The sequence below is a fragment of the Pseudomonas sp. SAS7 genome, from assembly GCF_052112345.1.
GTDB lineage: Bacteria > Pseudomonadota > Gammaproteobacteria > Pseudomonadales > Pseudomonadaceae > Aquipseudomonas > Aquipseudomonas putida_Q.
In genome coordinates this window covers 574,201-590,506 of sequence record NZ_JBEGGO010000001.1, presented here as the reverse complement: position 1 = coordinate 590,506, position 16,306 = coordinate 574,201, and the positions used below count along the sequence as shown (strand labels likewise).

Genomic DNA, 16,306 nt, shown 5'->3' with positions numbered 1-16,306 from the left:
TCAGAAGGTGCGGAATCATATCAAAGTTGCGCGGTTCTTAGGCGCATCGCCCATTTGCATGAAAACCGCTCATGTTACTGGCACGGTTAACAGCACCCGGCACGACCAGGCAACAATCGTGATAGCTTTTTAGAATCAGGACTTTTCGCACATGGTGCATCGTATCCTTGCCGGCGCCTTCGCCCTGCTCATCAGCGGCGCGGTGTTCGGGCAAGCCCCCCAGTCGAGCCCGGCTATTTCCTACACCCGGGACATTCAGCCGATCTTCACCGAGAAATGCGTGGCCTGCCATGCCTGCAACGACGCCGCCTGCCAGCTGAAGCTGGAAAGCCCGGAAGGTGCGGTACGCGGGGCCAGCAAGGTCCCGGTCTACGAGGGCGACCGCAGCAAGGCGGTGCCCACCACGCGGCTGTTCTACGACGCCCACAGCGAAGAGCAATGGCGCAAGAAAGGCTTCTACTCGGTGCTCGACAACCAGGGCAGCCAGGCCGCGCTGATGGCGCGCATGCTGGAGTTGGGGCACAAGACCCCGCTCACGCCCAACGCCAAGCTGCCCGAGGAAATCGTCCTGGGCCTGAGCCGCAACAACATGTGCCCGTTGCCTCATGAGTTCGACGCCTATGCCGGTGCGCACCCCAAGGAGGGCATGCCGCTGGCGGTGACCGGGCTGACCGACAAGGAATACGACACCATGCGCCGCTGGCTGGCGGCCGGGGCGCCGGTGGAGTACCAACCGATCAAGCCCAGTGATACCGAAGCCAGGCAGATCGCCGACTGGGAAGAGCTGCTCAACCGCCCGGGTTCCACCGAGGCGCTGGTCGGCCGCTGGCTTTACGAGCATCTGTTCCTGGCGCACATCTACTTCGTTGGCGGCGAGCAGGGCCACTTCTTCCAGTGGGTGCGTTCACGCACGCCCAGCGGCCAGCCGGCCGACATCATTGCCACGCGTCGCCCCAACGACCCACCTGGCACAGACTTCTATTACCGCCTGATCCCGGTGCAGGGCGTGATCGTGCACAAGACGCACATCACCTACCCGATGGGTCCGCAGAAGCTCAAGCGGGTGAAGCAGCTGTTCTACGCCGGCGACTGGCATGCCGCCGCGCTGCCAGGCTACGGCCCGCGTCACCGGGCCAACCCGTTCGAAACCTTCGAGGCCATCCCGGCAGTGGCGCGCTATCAGTTCATGCTGGATAACGCCGAGTACTTCGTGCGCACGTTCATCCGTGGCCCGGTGTGCCGCGGGCAGATCGCTACCGACGTGATCCGCGACAACTTCTGGGCATTGTTCCAGGAGCCGGCCTTCGACCGCTACATCACCGACGCCAAGTACCGTGGCGAGGCCACGCCGCTGCTGGCCATGCCTGGGCAGATCGATGACGTGGGCAGTGTGCTGAGCCTGTGGCACGCCTACCGCGACAAGCGCAACGCGTATGAAAAGCTGCGCCGCGACGCCTATGCCGACATGCCGGCGCCGGGCTGGTCGACCTTGTGGGCCGGTAACGACAACGCGCTGCTGAGCATCTTCCGCCACTTCGACAGCGCTTCGGTCAGCAAGGGCCTGATCGGTGATGTGCCGCAGACCGTGTGGCTGTTCGACTACCCGCTGCTGGAACGCACCTATTACCAGCTGGCGGTAAACTTCGACGTGTTCGGCAACGTTTCGCACCAGTTGCAGACGCGCCTGTACTTCGACCTGATCCGCAATGGCGCCGAGGTCAACTTCCTGCGCCTGATGCCGGCCGACCATCGCCAGGCGATTCTCAGCGACTGGTACCAGAACAGCGGCAAGGTGAAGATGTGGATGGATTATGAAGACATCGACAGCGACACCCCGAGCGGCATCAAGCTCGACCCACGCGACCCCAAGCGCGACTTTGGCCTGAAGCTGCTGCAGCGCACCGGTAGCCTGAATGCCGCGCCCGACCCGATCAACCGCTGCCTGGGCGCTTTCTGCTCACGGCCGCAGATGAGCGAGGAGTTCCGCAATGCCGAGCAGTCGCTCAGCCGCCTGGTGTCGCGCCCGGCTGCCGGGCTGAAGGTGATCAACCAGTTGCCCGAGGCGACCATGCTGCGCATTGAAGGGCAGGGCGGCCAGCGCCAGGTGTACAGCCTGCTGCGCAACCGCGCGCACAGCAACGTGGCGTTCCTGCTGGGTGAGGCGTACCGCTACCAGCCGGGGCTGGATACCCTGACTCTGTACCCGGGCGTGCTCAGCAGCTACCCCAACTTCATCTTCAATGTGCCGACCGGGGATGTGGCGGAGTTTGTCGAGGACATGGAGTATGCGAAGGACGATGCAGCCAGGTTCGAGCGCATCGTCATGCGCTGGGGCGTGCGCCGCAGTCACCCTGAGTTCTGGCGCTACTTCCATGACCTGAACAGCTTCATCAAGGAGACCACGCCGGTGGAGTCGGGTGTGCTGGACATGAACCGCTATGAGAACCTCTGATCGGCTAGGCTGACCTTTCCGAGCACCCTGCGGTCGGAAATGGTGGGTGGTCCGGGGGCTGCTATGCAGCCCGATTGCCGGTGAGCGCGGTCCCTGTGGGAGCTGGCTTGCCGGCGATGGAGCGTAAAGCGCGCCCGAAGGCCTCAATACACCGGCAAGCGCAGGGTATTTCATGTTGTATTCGCTTCAGGCACTGCGGGCGTTCGCCGCCTGGGTGGTGGTGTGCCACCACTTCATGCAGATCTTCTTCGACTTCCACGCCACCGGCCCCATCGGCCAACTGCTTACTGACCGTGGCGCCGTGGGGGTCGACATCTTCTTCGTCATCAGCGGGTTGGTCATCTACCTGTCGACCCGCGACAAAACCATCGAACCGCGTCAGTTCCTGCTCAACCGGGTGCTGCGTATCGTCCCTGCCTACTGGTTTTACACCGCGTTGATGGCCGCTTTGCTGCTGGCCTTCAGCCAATGGATGCCACATCAGGAATTCGCCTGGCATCACCTGCTCCTGTCGATGCTGTTCATCCCGGCGGAAAACCCCGGTGGCTATGGCCTGTACCCGACCCTGAACGTGGGCTGGACGCTGAACTTCGAGATGTTCTTCTACCTGCTGTTCGGCCTGGCCTTCCTGGTACGCCAGCGGCATCACTTGCTGTTGGTTACGCTTGCCCTGTTACTGGTCAGCGAGGTGCTGGGGCGCATAGGCGTGCTCAGCCGCTTCTATAACAACGACATCATCTACGAGTTCCTGCTCGGCATCGGCCTGGGTGTGTTGTACCGCCGTGACCTGATCCGCCAGGGGCGTTGGCTGCCGCTGGTGTTGCTGGGGGTGGCGGGCCTGGCCATCTATCACTTGGATGCGTCCCAGCGCTTGCTGCACTGGGGCGTGCCGAGTGCGATGATCGTGCTGGCCTTCATCGCCCTGGAACCGGTCTTCCAGGGTAACCGGCTGCTCAAGGCCTTGGGCGACTGTTCGTATTCGGTGTACCTGGTCCATGTGCTGGTGCTGTACGCCGGCTGGTTCGCCAGCCAGCGGCTGCATTTGAACCCCTACCTGGTGTTCGCCCTGTGCGTGCCGTCCATTGGACTAATGTCGTGGTTCAGCTACCAGTGGCTGGAGCGCGGCCTGTACCGGCGCATGCAGGCTTGGCTGGCGGCGCCACGGGGGCAGGCCGCGGAATATGCGCTTTCCCGAGTCAAATGCTAGGACTTTGTTCGAGGAGCCGGTTGGCGTACACTTGGCGGCAAGTCTGTGAGGAACCTACATGAGCGATATAACCATTACCGACGCCGCCCATGACTACCTGGCCGATCTGCTCTCCAAGCAGAACACGCCTGGCATCGGCATTCGAATTTTCATCACCCAGCCGGGCACCCAGTACGCAGAGACGTGCATTGCCTATTGCAAGCCGGGCGAAGAGAAGCCTGACGACACCGCCGTGGGTCTGAAGAGCTTCACCGCTTACCTGGACGCAGTCAGCGTGCCGTTCCTGGAAGACGCACTGGTCGACTACGCCACCGACCGCATGGGTGGCCAGCTGACCATCAAGGCACCGAACGCCAAGGTGCCGATGGTCAACGAAGACAGCCCGATCAACGAGCGTATCAACTACTACCTGCAGACCGAGATCAACCCCGGGCTGGCCAGCCACGGTGGCCAGGTAAGCCTGGTGGACGTGGTCGACGACGGCATCGCCGTGCTGCAGTTCGGTGGTGGTTGCCAGGGTTGTGGCCAGGCCGACGTCACCCTGAAGGAAGGCATCGAGCGCACTTTGCTCGAGCGTATTCCGGAGCTGAAGGGCGTGCGTGACGTGACTGACCACACCCAGAAAGAGAACGCCTACTACTAAGGCTGACGCGCTTGCATGGCTTGTGTAAGGGCGGCTCTCTTAGCAACAAACTGTTACGGTTTCAACCCCTGCGACAACAGGCCGCAGCCCGTATTCAAAGGGCTGCAGGCCATACCCGCGTTCGTCGGGTAGAACCGCTTTGGGTGTCATGCAAGAATGCCCCGGTTTTTCAGCCGGCCCGTCCCGAGGGCCGGCACCTTCCCTGTAAAGGATGGTTTCATGAATGATCTATTTACCCGGCGCGCGGTTGTCGCCGGGATGGGCGTTCTCGGGCTTGGCCTGCTGGCAGGCTGCAGCCCGGCCCGCGGGCTCGAGTTCAAGTACGGCAAGAACATGAGCAACGAGATCCTTGGGCGCAAGTTCCGCCTCAAGGACCCGCAAGGCAATGTGCGCACCCTGTCGAGCTTCTACGGCAGCATGCCGATGATCTTCTTCGGGTTCACCCAGTGCCCGGCGGTTTGCCCGACCACCCTGGCGCGCGCGGCACAAATCCGCAAACTGCTGCGCGGTCGTGACCGCGACCTGTTCCAGGTGGTATTCATCACCCTGGACCCGGAGCGCGACACCCCCGAAGTGCTCGATGCCTACGTCAAGGCCTTCGACCCGTCGTTCACTGCACTCACTGGCACCCCCGAAGAAATCGCGGAAGTGGCCAAGGAGTTCAAGGTGTTCTACGAGAAGGTCCCGGCCGGTGACACCTATACCATTTCTCACTCGTCCACCAGCTACGTCTACGATACGCGTGGCACCCTGCGCCTGAGCCTGGGCCATTCCCTGAATGCCAAGGAATGCGCCGAAGACCTGGTCACCCTGATGGAGATCTGCTGAATGTCGATGCAACCGATCAAACGCGGCCTGGCTGCCCTGGCACTGATGGGTCTGGCCCTGCCGGCCCTGGCCCAGACTACCGTGAGCGATGCCTGGGTCCGTGCCAGCGTGCCGCACCAGCAGTCCACCGGTGCCTTCATGACCCTGACCGCCAGCAGCGACAGCAAGCTGGTGAGCGTGGCTTCGCCCGTGGCCAAGACCGTGCAAGTGCACGAGATGACCATGAACGGCGAGGTGATGGGCATGCGTGAGGTGAAGGCTGTCGAGTTGCCGGCCGGCAAGGCCGTGACCCTGGACCCCAATGGCCTGCATGTGATGCTGATGGGCCTGAACGATCAGGTGAAGGAAGGCGATAAAGTGCCGCTGACCCTTACCATCGAAGATGCAAAAGGGGCCAAGGAAACACTGGATGTGCAGGCAGAAGTGCGCCCGCTCAACGCCGAGGCCGGCGGTGGGCATGACCACATGCACATGAAGCACTGACAGACCAAAGGGCCGCGCTTAGCGGCCCTTTTCTTTTTCAGCGGCGCCTTTCAGCTACGAAAGCGCGGCAGCGGCCTGTCGAGCGTCAGCGACGTAAGGGTCTTTCGAACCTGGGCCTCATCGGCCTCCAGTGCCTTCAGGCTGGCGCGGATCTTGCCGGCGGCGGGCACATCGCCCTGCCGGTCGATCCAGTCGGCAATCTCCTTGCAGGCACTGTTCAGGCAGGCCTGGCGCTGGTTCATCAGCGACAGGAGGGTGGTGAGCTCTCTTTCGGACATGGCAGGATCCTCCATTCAGCCTTGACAGTGTAGCAGAGGGTTGGCGCGGCTCCCGTTGCCTCTGCAGGAGTTGCCGAAGAGGCGAAAGTGAACGCTCCATTGCCCAAGTAACACCGAGTTACTGTTTTGAGCGAATAAACACAGTGTTTAAACCGATGCCCCTAAGCGGCATGGGGTATCAACCTTAACTGCTTGATCAGCTGTGCTGCATAGCTCTGTCATGCAGTTTTGCAGACCCGGGCTCGCCTTCGGCATCGGTTGAAGCGTGTAGGCATATTCTCAGCCTGATTCTTTCTGCGCTGGCCGTGCCCGCTATGGTTACAACTTTAGCGTTGAGCCCGGTGGTGGATGAACTCTAAATTCAGCCGACCTAAACCGCGGGCTCAGGAACACAGCCATTATGCAGGCGTTGAGTCGTAACCCCGGAACACGTTCTCTGGCGTTGGGCTATTGCTTTTCCAAATGTGGTGAATTTGCCTTCGAAGCTGCGTTTGCCGTGGCAATCGTGTCCATGACCGAGGCGGATCTGCTTTTGATTGGCATCGCCTATTTCTTCCGCTACTTGCCGAGCATGGTGTTTTCACCCTTGGGGGGCTGGCTGGCGGATAACGCAGACAAGAAACGAACACTATTTGCAGTCGAGGCGGCCAAAGCCCTGCTGGCACTTGCCTTCTTTACCTTGTTCAGCTTGTCCTCGCCCGTGTTGCCCGTCCTGGTCGGCCTTGCGATGCTGATGACGGCGCTCGAATGCCTTTATGTGCCTGCGTTTCGCGCGTACTTTCCGGACCTTGTCGAAAAGGACCAGCTGGCCTCGGTCAACAGCGGTATCCAGGTGATCGAGGATGCTGCCTCGATTATCGGGCCACTGGTGTTTTCGGCATGTGTGTTACTGCTAACTCGCGAAGCAACCTTTTTGTTTTTTGCGGGGTGCCTGATATTGTCAGCCATTTCCATCGCTACCCTGGGGCCTGCCAGGCAGGGCGCCCGGCAGGCATTCGATGGGCGCGCCATAGTCCGGGATGCGGCGCGCAGTGTCAGTCAGCTAAGGGTCAGCAATGCGCCTTTGTTTGCTGTCATTGGGTGCACCACGCTCTGTGCGATGTTCGCCACCTCGGTGATTCGCTTCATCCTTCCTGCGTCAGTGCTGGAACACTTCGCCTCTGAAGCGGCGGTGGGCTACGTATTCTCACTGCTTGCGGCAGGCACTGTGTTGGGTGGCGTGCTCTACACACGCTTCAACCCGCGCACCACTGCACAATTGGTAGTGCGTTACTGGGTGCTGTACGGTGCACTGTTTTTTGCTGCAGCCGTGGCACTGCAATTCAACAGCTGGCTGTTCCTGTTGATGTTGTTCCTGGTCGGCTTCATTGGTGCATTTGTCGATATCGCTATCGTGACCAACATCCAGTGTTTGTCGAGCGAGCATGAAGTTGGCAGAAATTTTTCCCTCTACTACTTCACTGCCGTCATTGGTGACGCCGTTTCAGGGCTGATTGCCAGCCTGGTCTTTGTGCTTGCGGGGCCGGCAACCTTAATCTGGATGACGTTCATGCTGTTCATCGCGCCAGTGCGCTGGAACCTGAAAGAACATTCCCCGGATGGCGACAGTCGTGGATAGCCCGACGCGCTGTGTTGGCACATGGGGCCAGCTTGTGTTGCGGGCTTCAGGCAGGGAATACAGATTGAGCGCATGCCTGCCGATACGCCCCTGGCGTCACCCCGTAGGCTTGCTTGAACTGCCGGCTCAAATGGCTCTGGTCAGCAAAACCAAGGTCGAACGCCACCTCCGAAGCGGCAAGGCCGCTTTTCAGCATTTCCCGGGCGCGGGCCAGGCGCCGCTGCTTCAGCCAGGCGTGCGGCGGCAGGCCGGTGGCCTGGCGGAACACCCGGGCGAAGTGGAAGGGTGACAGGTTGACGGCCGCCGCAAGCGCTTCGAGCGAGGGTGGGTCGGCCAATTGGCTTTCCAGCAGTTCGCGGGCGCGGGCCACGGCCAGTGGTTCGTGGCCTGGTGCCGAGGGTTCGGCGCATTGCCCGTGGCGTTGAACCAGGGCCAGCACCGCCTGGCGCCAGGCGGTCTGTTGCTGCAAGGCGCTTGCGCCGGTTTCGGACAACTGATGCAACTGGCTGAAGGCGATGGCCAGGGCCGGGTCGTGGATCACGCTGTCCTTGAAGCTGGGCATGCCGTGGCGGCCCAGTTCCAGTTCGTCCAGTACACCGGTGACCCGCTCGTGCTCGGGGTAGAAGCCGCGATAGCGCCAGCCCGCCTCATGGGCGGTGGCGCCGGTATGCAGCTCGTCGGGGTTGATCAGCACCATGCTGCCGACCGGCGCCAGGTGCTCGCTGCCGCGGTGCCAGAAGCGCTGGGCGCCGGATTCGATCACCGTGAACACGTAGCCTTCGTGCACATGCGGGGCGAAGCGCTGCTGGAAGTAACGCGCGTGCAGCATCTCGACGTCGCCCAGGGCCGGCGCCTGCCAGAGGTGTGTCTGCTCGCGCAGGGGCGTGGTCATGCCAGCCAGCTGCGCAGAAGGAAGAAGATCAACATGCTCACCAGCATGCTCAGCAACACGCTGCGGGTCAACAGCACCAGGGCGATGGCCACCAGTGAACCGAGCAGGTAGGGGTTGAGCAGGCTCAGGTTGAGCTGGTGGTCGGGCATGAAGATGATCGGGCCGCAGATGGCGGTGAGCATACCGGGCACGGCAAAGCCGAGAAACTGCCGGGCATTGGAGCTAAGGCGCAGGGGCAGGCGTGGCTCAAGGAACGCGTAGCGGTTGAGGAACACAATGGCGCCCATGGCGAAAATCAGGATCCAGGTCATGCGCGGGCTCCGGCAAATTTCTGGCAGATGAACCCGGCGCTCATGCCCAGCAGGCCTGCGGCCACCAAGGCGGCCTCCCAATGCCAGTAGCTGAACAGCACCGAGCAGAACAGCGACACGGCTACGCACACCACGGTAGCCAGGTTGCGCACCAGCGGCGCGATCAGGGCGACGAAGGTGGCGACGATGGAAAAGTCCAGGCCGAGTTGATCGAGGTGGGGGATGTTCTGGCCCAGCAGGATGCCGGCCAGGGTAAACAGGTTCCAGGCGACGTAGAACGTCAGGCCTACCCCCAGGGCATACCAGCGATTGAATTGCTGCTGGTCGTACTTGCTGGTCAACGCGAAGAACTCGTCGGTCAGCAGAAAGCCCAGGCCCAGCCGCCAGCGCAATGGCTGGCTGGACAGCACCGGGCGCATCGACAGGCCATACAGCAGGTGCTGCGAGGTCAGCAGCAGGGTGGTGAGCAGGATCGACGCCAGGTTGGCGCCCCCCTTGAGCATGCCAATGGCGACCAGTTGCGCGGCACCGGCGAAGACGATGGCCGATAGCCCTTGCCCCTGCCAGGCACTGAGGTTGGCCTCGATGGCCATGGAGCCGGCCAGCAGCCCCCATGGGGCGACGGCCAGGGACAACGGCATGATGGCGATGGCGCCGTGGAGGAAGGCTTGGCGAGCGATGTGGGGCATGATGGCTGCAATGCGTGTACGAGGCAGATCAGCATGCCAGACAGGGCAGGGGATGGCTTGAACGATCTTGCTGATCGGGTTTGATTTCAAGGCAAACACAAGCCCTGTAGGAGCAGCCTTGTGCTGCGAAGAGGTCATTGCAGCCGAAAACAGTCTTTAGCCTTACCGGCCTCTTCGCAGCACAAGGCTGCTCCTACAGTGATCGCGCGGAATCCAAAGTTTGAGTGAGACAGTTGCCCAACAGGGACCGCATCTGGCAGAGAATCACGGGTGGCGAGTCAGGTGTTGTTGCGCCGTCACGCAGCCGTTGATGTCCACGGCTTTCTGCAGCAGGCTCAGGCGCTGCGATGGGTCCAGGTCGCCGAGCAGGCGGTACACCTCTGCCTGGTAATCGCGCTGGCGCCCCCACAACATTTGCAAGCCTTCTGGCCGGCTGCGGCTGCAGGCCAGGCGGGTGGCCGGTTGCGGGTAGTAGGGGGCGTACACGGTGGCCATGCTGGGGATGGCCTCCAGCGCCGCACGGTACTCGCTGCTGGCATTGTAGGGCCGGCACCAGGTCGCGATCGCGGGCGCGGGTGCGGCAAACCCCTGCTTGAGACTGGCTTCGAGCAACGGGCAGGCGGCATCCGGAATTTGCGCGGCGGGCAGGTAAGTCATGTAGTACAGCGCCAGGCGGTACTGCGCGACCGGATGGCCCAGCTCTACCGACTTTTTCAGCAGGGCAACCGCTGTCGGCAGCGTATGGGCCATGGCCTGGCCCTGGCGGCTGAGCTCGGGGTCGCCACCCAAGGCGGTGCGCAGGGTACTGGTATCGTCGCCCTGGTTATCGGCCTGCTCCAGCAGCGGCAAGGCTTGGCGATAGAGCAGGTCGGCGTGAGGGTCGATGCGCACCTCCAGCGCGTGCGCAGCCAGCGGCATCAGGGCGGCCAACAGCGGGGGCAGGCGTCGCGTGCGGCTCACAGGCAAGCCCCGTGGGCGGCCAGGCAAGGATGGGCGGCTTCGATGGTAATGGCGGTCAAGCGTACGCCTCTGGAAAATCGGAACGACGGCCTATTCTAGCCACCCAAGGGGGGTGGCCGGAAGACCACACGGCAACTCTCAGACGAGCTTGATCGGCGTGACCTTGCGTTGTGCGTGTTTTTTTTCCTGGGCCAGGCCAAGCTTGGCGGTAATCACCTTGGCCAGAGCATTGTGACCCAGGTCGTTCAGATGCAGGCGGTCGATGAACAGGTCGGCACCGAAGACCGGCGAGCTGCTGAGCATGCCGTTCATGTCGTAGCAAGGCACCGGGTCGGCCTGGCTTTTGATGCGGCGGAAAAAGGCCGAGTGCAATTGGCTGTCGAATGCGCCGTCCAGCAGCCGGTCGAAGTTTGCCGGTTGTTGCTCCAGCGCGGCCAGCATGGCCTGCTCGCCAACGGGCAGGGTGTCCCGGCACCAGGGCAGCAACGGCTGCAGGATGAAGGTGAGGGTAGCGTGGCTGTCTGCCAGCAGCCGGTCCCACTGACGCAAGGTGCGGCCAATGCTGTCGGCCGCGCGGGCCAGGCGCTTTTCCGGGGGCGACAGCGGCCAGAAGACCGGCGCCTGGACCGCAGGCGTGGTCAGGGCCTGGCCGATGCGCCGCCACAGCGACGGCCGGCGGGGTGGTGCGGCGGGCTGCATGCCTTCGCTGAAACTGTTGAGAAAAGCCTGGTAGGCCTTGGCGTGCTGTGGGTCGTTGGGGCTGCCGAGCACTTCACACAGGGCTTCGTGGGCCAGGCTGTTGAGGCCGCTGAGCACCACCACGTGGCCTAGCTGGCCAAGGCGGTGCTGGTGAGTCAGGAACATCAGCAGCTCCTGGCTGGCATTGAGCCCGCAACCGGCCAGGCTCAGCCAGACCTCGCCGGTGAGCGCCGACAGGTGCGAGGCCACCGTGTGTTCGTCGGAGCTGGCGCCGATGCCCAGGGCCGTGGAGCCGCCGACCAGCAGGTTGATACGGGAAGCGCCGCCGCGTTCGGCCGCCGAAAAGCGCTTGCCGGCGCAATGGCTGTAGCGCAGGCCAAGGGCATCGGTGTTGATGGTGCCGGAACGGTAGCCGGTTTCATGCACGTGTACAGTGTGCGGCGCACGGCGGCTGCCCAGCAGCAGAAAGCGCTGGTAGTCCTGTTGCAACGGCGAAGGAGACGGGCCCGTATCAGTCGCTGTCATGGTCTTTCCTTCTGTGCGCCGGGTGCTTCGCATCAAACTCAGGCAGCCAGTTCGTTGAGGTTGTACAGCAGGCCGCCCGCGGCGATCAGCAGCAGGGCGACGCCGGAAGCCAGGCTGATCACGCGGTTGCTGCGCTGCGAGGCGATTTTGCCGATGGCGAAGATGTACAGGCTGAGCACGGCGAAATCGATGGCCACCCACAGCAGCGACAACACCACCATGCTTTTGCCGAACGACTCGGTTATCTGGATGAACTGCGGGAAGAAGGCGATGAAGAAAATGATGTCCTTGGGGTTGGAAATACCCACCATGAAGCCTTGCAGCAGCCCGCCGCGCGCGGCCTTGGGCGCCTCGCTCGCCGCCTCCGGGGCCGGCGCCTGCAGGGCGTCCCTCAGCGTGCCCACGGCGATGTAGCCGATGAACAGGCAGCCTAGCAGGCTCATGGTGCTGAGCCATGCCTTGTCGATGGCGGCGCTGGTGAGGATGATCCAGGCTGCGGCGCCGATCAGCACCAGTGAGGCCCAGTTGGTGCCAACGGCGGTGAACATGGCCTTGCGCGAGCCGGAGGCAGCTGCGGTGTTGACGATCAGCGCCACCACCGGGCCGGGGGTGGCGATGAGCAGCAGGACGGTGAGGGCATAGGTGAAGGTGAGTGCGGTGTTCACGGTCAGTTCTCGATCAGTAAGTCGGGTGTCGCAGGGTGTGCGGCATGTGCGTGGAACGGGCAGCGTGACGGGTTGAGCGAACCTGCCTCCTGCAGTTGGTATTGCTTCCATTCGTAGTTGTCGGTGTCGCCGAAAAAGCCAAGGGTGTCGGGCATTACACCGTCGTTGTAGTGGTGCACGCGCTCGCGAATGCGCTCGCGGATGCGTTTGCCACTCTCGGTGTTGGCGTTGGCCACTTCGTCGAAGTTCGCCCGTGGATTGATGACGAAGGTGATGTGATGCCCCAAGTTGCGGCTTTTCATCTGCTGGTGGCCGGGGAAGTTCATGTTGATGAACAAGGGCATGCCGGCATAGCAGAACGACCAGCCGTTGTCGTCGGGGTCGGTCGGCATGCCCTGCGGCCAGGGGTGCGGGTCGCGCGCATGCACGCCACGCAGCACCTTCCAGGCCAGCGCCTGCTGTTCGGCCAGGGTGTAATCGGCGGCGGTTTCGAGAAACACCACCAGTGGGCTGCCGATGCGCTGCTTGGGTGTGATCGGGGCGACCGTGAACACGTAGTCGGCCAGGCCCTGGGCGATGTCATCGGCCAGTTGTTCGGCGCGGGCGAAGAGTATGTGGCAGGTTTCGCCATTTACCGCCTTGCGGCCGAACAGGCAAGGGAAGTCGGGGTTGGCGAGGATACTGCGAAAGTGTTCTATGGTTTTGAAAGTCCAGTGTTGCGTATTGCATCCATGTTCAACGGCCAGCTCTAGCGCATCCAGGCGATAGCAATTTCCATATCCCGTAAACATGATTTCCCCAGGCGTTGATTAAGTGAACGTTCCAGTCATATGCAGGCAGGATCTTGGTTATGTTTATTATTTACCTGCATTTTCCGAGACGCTCTCGACGTTGTAAAACGCGTGGAACTATGACCTACTATTAGTCTTGTTCATGCTCGGGACGTCGCCATGTCGGAACGGATTCAGGCCTTGCACGCCCTGCGTGCCTTCGAGGTGGCCTCTCGCTATGGCTCTTTTACCCGTGCGGCGGAAGAACTGGCCCTGACCCAAGGGGCGGTCAGCCATCACATCAAAACCCTGGAAGCCCTGTTTGGCTGCGACCTGTTCGAGCGGCGTGGCCCGAAACTGAGCCTGACCGAGCACGGGCGCCTGCTGTCGCAAGAGCTGAAGGTTGGCTTCAAGATCATCGAAAATGCCTGCGCGTTGCTGCGCCAGGACCGCTACGGCCTGCGCCTGAAGGCGCCGTCTACGCTCACCATGCGCTGGCTGTTGCGGGCGCTGGATGCGTTCAAGAAGGCCGATGACAACTGCAGCGTGCAACTGTCCAGCGTGTGGATGGACATCGACAGCGTGGACTTCTATTCCGAGCCCTACGACTGCGCCATTTTATTGGCCAGCGGGCGTTTCCCCGCCGATATCGAGAGTTTCAAGCTGTTCGATGAATGGCTGATCCCGGTGTGCCAGCCCGACTACATGCCACAGGCTCAACCGGCCCTCGCAGACCTGGCCCAATGTGAGTTCCTGCACCCGTCACCCGACCGGCGCGACTGGCGGCGCTGGCTGGCGCGGATGGGCGCATTGGAGATCAGCATCGACCAGGGGCAAGTGTTCGATACCCTCGACCAGGGCATTTCGGCTGCCCAGCAAGGCCTGGGTATTTCGGTGGTCGACCTGGTGCTGGCCAGTGCCGACCTGCAGGCCGGGCGCCTGGCCACGCCGTTCAAGCATGCAGTGGCTACCGGTGACGGGTACTACATGACCTGGCTCAAGGCCAGCCCGAAAGCGCGGCAAATGCACAAGCTGCGCGACTTCCTGCTGGGCCAGGTGCCACCGCTGGCCTACAAGGACATCAACTACCTGTACGGTTGAACACCCGCTCGAGCATGAAATCGATGAACACCCGCAACTTCGGCGGCATCTGCCGCCCGGACGGCCACAGCAGATAGAAGCTGCCGCGCCGTTCCATGAAGCTGTCGAGCACGCTGACCAGTGAGCCGTTGTCCAGTTCGCGACGCACATTGAAGTCTGGCAGGCAGGTGATGCCGCGGTGGTTCAAGGCAAAGCAGACGCGCGTCTCGACATGGTTGCAAACCATCGAGATGGGGATGTCGTAGGCTTGTTCGGGGTGCTCCTGGCGTAGCGGCCAGGTTTCCAGCTTGCCGTTGCTGGGGAAGCGATAATGCAGGCAGGTATGCGCCGCCAGGTCGCGCGGGTGCAGGGGTGTGCCGCGTTCGCGCAGGTACTCGGGCGAGGCCACCAGGCGGTGCTGGAAGTGCCCCAGGAACTTGGCGTTGAGCCGCGAATCCACCGGCTGGCCACCGCGCATCACCACATCGAAGCCTTCGCCGACGATATCCACCATGCGGTCGGAAAAGTCCAGGTCCAGCTCCACCTGCGGGTATAGCGCCATGAACTCGGCCAGCGCCGGCATCACCAGCGCTGTGACCTGCGGCATGCTGATACGCAAGCGGCCACGCGGGGTTTCGCTGGCCTGGGACAGCTCCTGCTCGGTAGCCTCGATTTCGGCCAGGATGCGTCGGCTGCGCTCGAGAAACAGCGCGCCCTCGGCGGTAAGGGTAATGCTGCGTGTGCTGCGGTGGAACAGGCGCACACCCAGGCGGCTTTCCAGGCGCGCCACGCGTTTGCCCACGGCCGAGGCAGTGATGCCCAGCGATTGGCCTGCGGCGACGAAACTGCGGGTTTCAGCCACCCGATTGAACACCACGAAGCCGCTGAGGCTGTCCATGCTGCATTCCTGATTGCGGACACAGGTGTCCGGGGTGAGCGGCATTGTACCCGTCTTTTTCCGCAGTGGCCTTGCTTGCAGACTGTCCGCCTTGTTTTCCAACTCAAGGCAATTGCAATGTCCCAGACATCCTCCCCACCGTTGCTGGACGCCAGCAGCGAGCGCCTGCCCGTCAGCGGGCTGCTGGCGCTGGCCATGACCGGCTTTATCGCCATCCTCAGCGAAACCCTGCCGGCGGGCTTGCTCGACCAGATCGCCAACGGCATGCACATCAGCCAGGCCATGGCCGGGCAATGGGTCACGGCCTATGCCTTGGGTTCGCTGCTGACGGCAATCCCGCTGGTGACCCTGACCCAGGGCTGGTATCGCCGGCGGGCCCTGTTGCTGGCGATCATCGGTTTTGTGCTGTTCAACGGGCTGACGGCCTTGTCGACATCCAACAGCCTGACCCTGGTGCTGCGCTTTTTCACCGGCGCTGCCGCCGGCCTGGCTTGGGGCCTGATCGCGGGCCATGCCCGGCGCATGGTGCCGGTGGCACAGCAGGGCCGGGCCATGGCGTTGGCCATGCTCGGGCAGCCGATTGCCTTGTCGCTCGGGCTTCCCATTGCCACCTGGCTGGGCGCCGGGCTGGGCTGGCGTGCAACGTTTGTGCTGGTCACCCTGGTGGCGTTGCTGCTGGTGGTGTGGGTGCTGCGCTCGGTGCCGGAGTACCCGGGGCATGCCGCTGGCAGACGCCCGGCGGCCATGCAGGTGCTGCGCACGCCGGGGGTGTTGATCGTGCTGCTGGTGATCCTGACCTGGATCCTTGGCCACAACATCCTCTACACCTACATTGTGCCGCTGCTGGCGGCGGCCGGCATGGCGGCGGACATTGGCCCGGTGCTGATGGTGTTTGGCCTTTCGGCCCTGGCCGGAATCGGCCTGGTGGGGATGCTGGTCGACCGGCATCTGCGCACGCTGGTATTGCTGAGCCTGGCCGGTTTTGCCTTGGCCACACTGGCATTGGGGCAGGCGTCGTCGTGGTTGATATACCTGAGCATCGCCCTGTGGGGCTTGACCTACGGTGGCGCACCGACCCTGCTGCAGACCGCCTGTGCCGATGCGGCGGGCGAGGGCGGGGATGTGGCGCAATCGATGCTGGTGACCGTGTGGAACAGCGCTATCGCCCTGGGCGGGATCGTGGGTGGCGTGTTGCTCGTCGGGGGCGGGACCGAGGCCTTTGGCGGGGTGGTGTTGGCATTGATCGCGGTGGCCTTGGTGTTGACTTGGGCAGCGCGCAGAAGTGGCTTCGTGGCGGGGGCACGCTAG

At 62.8% G+C, this 16,306-nt stretch carries 17 protein-coding genes; 8 read left to right on the top strand and 9 right to left on the bottom strand.

The features are described 5' to 3' along the window. The first annotated feature begins 151 nt into the window (after positions 1–151). The 5 genes from ABI582_RS02600 to ABI582_RS02580 all read left to right on the top strand — a co-directional run bounded on the left by ABI582_RS02600 (position 152) and on the right by ABI582_RS02580 (position 5,613). Positions 152–2,452, top strand: coding sequence for a fatty acid cis/trans isomerase (locus ABI582_RS02600; RefSeq protein ID WP_442118317.1), 2,301 nt, complete (start codon positions 152–154; stop codon positions 2,450–2,452). Positions 2,453–2,624: 172 nt separating this feature from the next. Then, positions 2,625–3,659: an acyltransferase family protein gene (locus tag ABI582_RS02595; protein WP_442118316.1), complete on the top strand. Its 1,035-nt coding sequence runs from the start codon at positions 2,625–2,627 to the stop codon at positions 3,657–3,659. Between the two features lie 58 nt (positions 3,660–3,717). Continuing rightward, entirely contained in the window at positions 3,718–4,302 is a 585-nt protein-coding gene (gene nfuA / locus ABI582_RS02590) for a Fe-S biogenesis protein NfuA (protein WP_016500488.1), read from the top strand. 219 nt (positions 4,303–4,521) lie between these two features. Continuing rightward, entirely contained in the window at positions 4,522–5,130 is a 609-nt protein-coding gene (locus ABI582_RS02585) for an SCO family protein (protein WP_016500487.1), read from the top strand. Further along, positions 5,131–5,613 carry a copper chaperone PCu(A)C gene (locus ABI582_RS02580; RefSeq protein WP_403004388.1) on the top strand — a complete coding sequence of 161 codons (483 nt, stop codon included), beginning with the start codon at positions 5,131–5,133 and terminating at the stop codon, positions 5,611–5,613. 50 nt (positions 5,614–5,663) lie between these two features. Here ABI582_RS02580 and ABI582_RS02575 read toward each other — a convergent pair whose 3' ends face one another. Beyond that, a complete protein-coding gene (locus ABI582_RS02575; RefSeq protein ID WP_016500485.1) occupies positions 5,664–5,891 on the bottom strand; it encodes a hypothetical protein in 228 nt (75 codons plus the stop codon). A gap of 400 nt (positions 5,892–6,291) precedes the next feature. Between ABI582_RS02575 and ABI582_RS02570 the strand changes: the two genes are divergently transcribed. Then, complete coding sequence (locus tag ABI582_RS02570) at positions 6,292–7,509, top strand: MFS transporter (RefSeq protein ID WP_442118315.1); 1,218 nt, start codon at positions 6,292–6,294, stop codon at positions 7,507–7,509. Positions 7,510–7,555: 46 nt separating this feature from the next. Here ABI582_RS02570 and ABI582_RS02565 read toward each other — a convergent pair whose 3' ends face one another. The 7 genes from ABI582_RS02565 to ABI582_RS02535 all read right to left on the bottom strand — a co-directional run bounded on the left by ABI582_RS02565 (position 7,556) and on the right by ABI582_RS02535 (position 13,041). Continuing rightward, a complete protein-coding gene (locus ABI582_RS02565; protein WP_442118314.1) occupies positions 7,556–8,401 on the bottom strand; it encodes an AraC family ligand binding domain-containing protein in 846 nt (281 codons plus the stop codon). Next, on the bottom strand, positions 8,398–8,712 hold the full coding sequence (locus tag ABI582_RS02560) for an AzlD domain-containing protein (RefSeq protein ID WP_010953340.1): 315 nt from the start codon (positions 8,710–8,712) through the stop codon (positions 8,398–8,400). Before ABI582_RS02560 ends, ABI582_RS02565 begins: the two co-directional genes overlap by 4 nt. After that, entirely contained in the window at positions 8,709–9,401 is a 693-nt protein-coding gene (locus ABI582_RS02555) for an AzlC family ABC transporter permease (RefSeq protein ID WP_049275400.1), read from the bottom strand. The genes ABI582_RS02560 and ABI582_RS02555 overlap by 4 nt, the downstream gene beginning before the upstream one ends. A gap of 264 nt (positions 9,402–9,665) precedes the next feature. Then, a complete protein-coding gene (locus ABI582_RS02550) occupies positions 9,666–10,361 on the bottom strand; it encodes a sel1 repeat family protein (RefSeq protein WP_442118313.1) in 696 nt (231 codons plus the stop codon). Between the two features lie 138 nt (positions 10,362–10,499). After that, on the bottom strand, positions 10,500–11,585 hold the full coding sequence (locus ABI582_RS02545) for a hypothetical protein (RefSeq protein WP_442118312.1): 1,086 nt from the start codon (positions 11,583–11,585) through the stop codon (positions 10,500–10,502). A 38-nt stretch (positions 11,586–11,623) separates the two neighbouring features. Further along, positions 11,624–12,250, bottom strand: a complete 627-nt coding sequence (locus ABI582_RS02540) for a LysE family translocator (RefSeq protein ID WP_016500479.1) — start codon at positions 12,248–12,250, stop codon at positions 11,624–11,626. 2 nt (positions 12,251–12,252) lie between these two features. Then, the gene (locus ABI582_RS02535) at positions 12,253–13,041 is read right to left on the bottom strand and encodes a YqcI/YcgG family protein (protein WP_338746818.1); all 789 of its coding nucleotides are present in this window, start codon (positions 13,039–13,041) and stop codon (positions 12,253–12,255) included. A 159-nt stretch (positions 13,042–13,200) separates the two neighbouring features. On the opposite strand from ABI582_RS02535, the gene ABI582_RS02530 reads away from it, so the two are divergent. Then, positions 13,201–14,121: a LysR substrate-binding domain-containing protein gene (locus ABI582_RS02530; protein ID WP_019471102.1), complete on the top strand. Its 921-nt coding sequence runs from the start codon at positions 13,201–13,203 to the stop codon at positions 14,119–14,121. On the opposite strand, the gene ABI582_RS02525 is transcribed toward ABI582_RS02530, so the two are convergent. Further along, the gene (locus ABI582_RS02525; RefSeq protein WP_442118311.1) at positions 14,102–14,998 is read right to left on the bottom strand and encodes a LysR family transcriptional regulator; all 897 of its coding nucleotides are present in this window, start codon (positions 14,996–14,998) and stop codon (positions 14,102–14,104) included. The two genes, ABI582_RS02530 and ABI582_RS02525, sit on opposite strands and share 20 nt — an antisense overlap. Positions 14,999–15,115: 117 nt before the next feature. On the opposite strand from ABI582_RS02525, the gene ABI582_RS02520 reads away from it, so the two are divergent. Further along, positions 15,116–16,306, top strand: a complete 1,191-nt coding sequence (locus ABI582_RS02520; RefSeq protein WP_442118310.1) for an MFS transporter — start codon at positions 15,116–15,118, stop codon at positions 16,304–16,306.

Coding starts and splice junctions, on each gene's coding strand:
- ABI582_RS02555 (WP_049275400.1), bottom strand. CDS start 9,401: ATGCCCCACATCGCTCGCCAAGCCTTCCTCCACGGCGCCATCGCCATC.
- ABI582_RS02570 (WP_442118315.1), top strand. CDS start 6,292: ATGCAGGCGTTGAGTCGTAACCCCGGAACACGTTCTCTGGCGTTGGGC.
- nfuA (WP_016500488.1), top strand. CDS start 3,718: ATGAGCGATATAACCATTACCGACGCCGCCCATGACTACCTGGCCGAT.
- ABI582_RS02520 (WP_442118310.1), top strand. CDS start 15,116: ATGTCCCAGACATCCTCCCCACCGTTGCTGGACGCCAGCAGCGAGCGC.
- ABI582_RS02585 (WP_016500487.1), top strand. CDS start 4,522: ATGAATGATCTATTTACCCGGCGCGCGGTTGTCGCCGGGATGGGCGTT.
- ABI582_RS02530 (WP_019471102.1), top strand. CDS start 13,201: ATGTCGGAACGGATTCAGGCCTTGCACGCCCTGCGTGCCTTCGAGGTG.
- ABI582_RS02595 (WP_442118316.1), top strand. CDS start 2,625: ATGTTGTATTCGCTTCAGGCACTGCGGGCGTTCGCCGCCTGGGTGGTG.
- ABI582_RS02575 (WP_016500485.1), bottom strand. CDS start 5,891: ATGTCCGAAAGAGAGCTCACCACCCTCCTGTCGCTGATGAACCAGCGC.
- ABI582_RS02545 (WP_442118312.1), bottom strand. CDS start 11,585: ATGACAGCGACTGATACGGGCCCGTCTCCTTCGCCGTTGCAACAGGAC.
- ABI582_RS02525 (WP_442118311.1), bottom strand. CDS start 14,998: ATGGACAGCCTCAGCGGCTTCGTGGTGTTCAATCGGGTGGCTGAAACC.
- ABI582_RS02600 (WP_442118317.1), top strand. CDS start 152: ATGGTGCATCGTATCCTTGCCGGCGCCTTCGCCCTGCTCATCAGCGGC.
- ABI582_RS02535 (WP_338746818.1), bottom strand. CDS start 13,041: ATGTTTACGGGATATGGAAATTGCTATCGCCTGGATGCGCTAGAGCTG.
- ABI582_RS02560 (WP_010953340.1), bottom strand. CDS start 8,712: ATGACCTGGATCCTGATTTTCGCCATGGGCGCCATTGTGTTCCTCAAC.
- ABI582_RS02565 (WP_442118314.1), bottom strand. CDS start 8,401: ATGACCACGCCCCTGCGCGAGCAGACACACCTCTGGCAGGCGCCGGCC.
- ABI582_RS02580 (WP_403004388.1), top strand. CDS start 5,131: ATGTCGATGCAACCGATCAAACGCGGCCTGGCTGCCCTGGCACTGATG.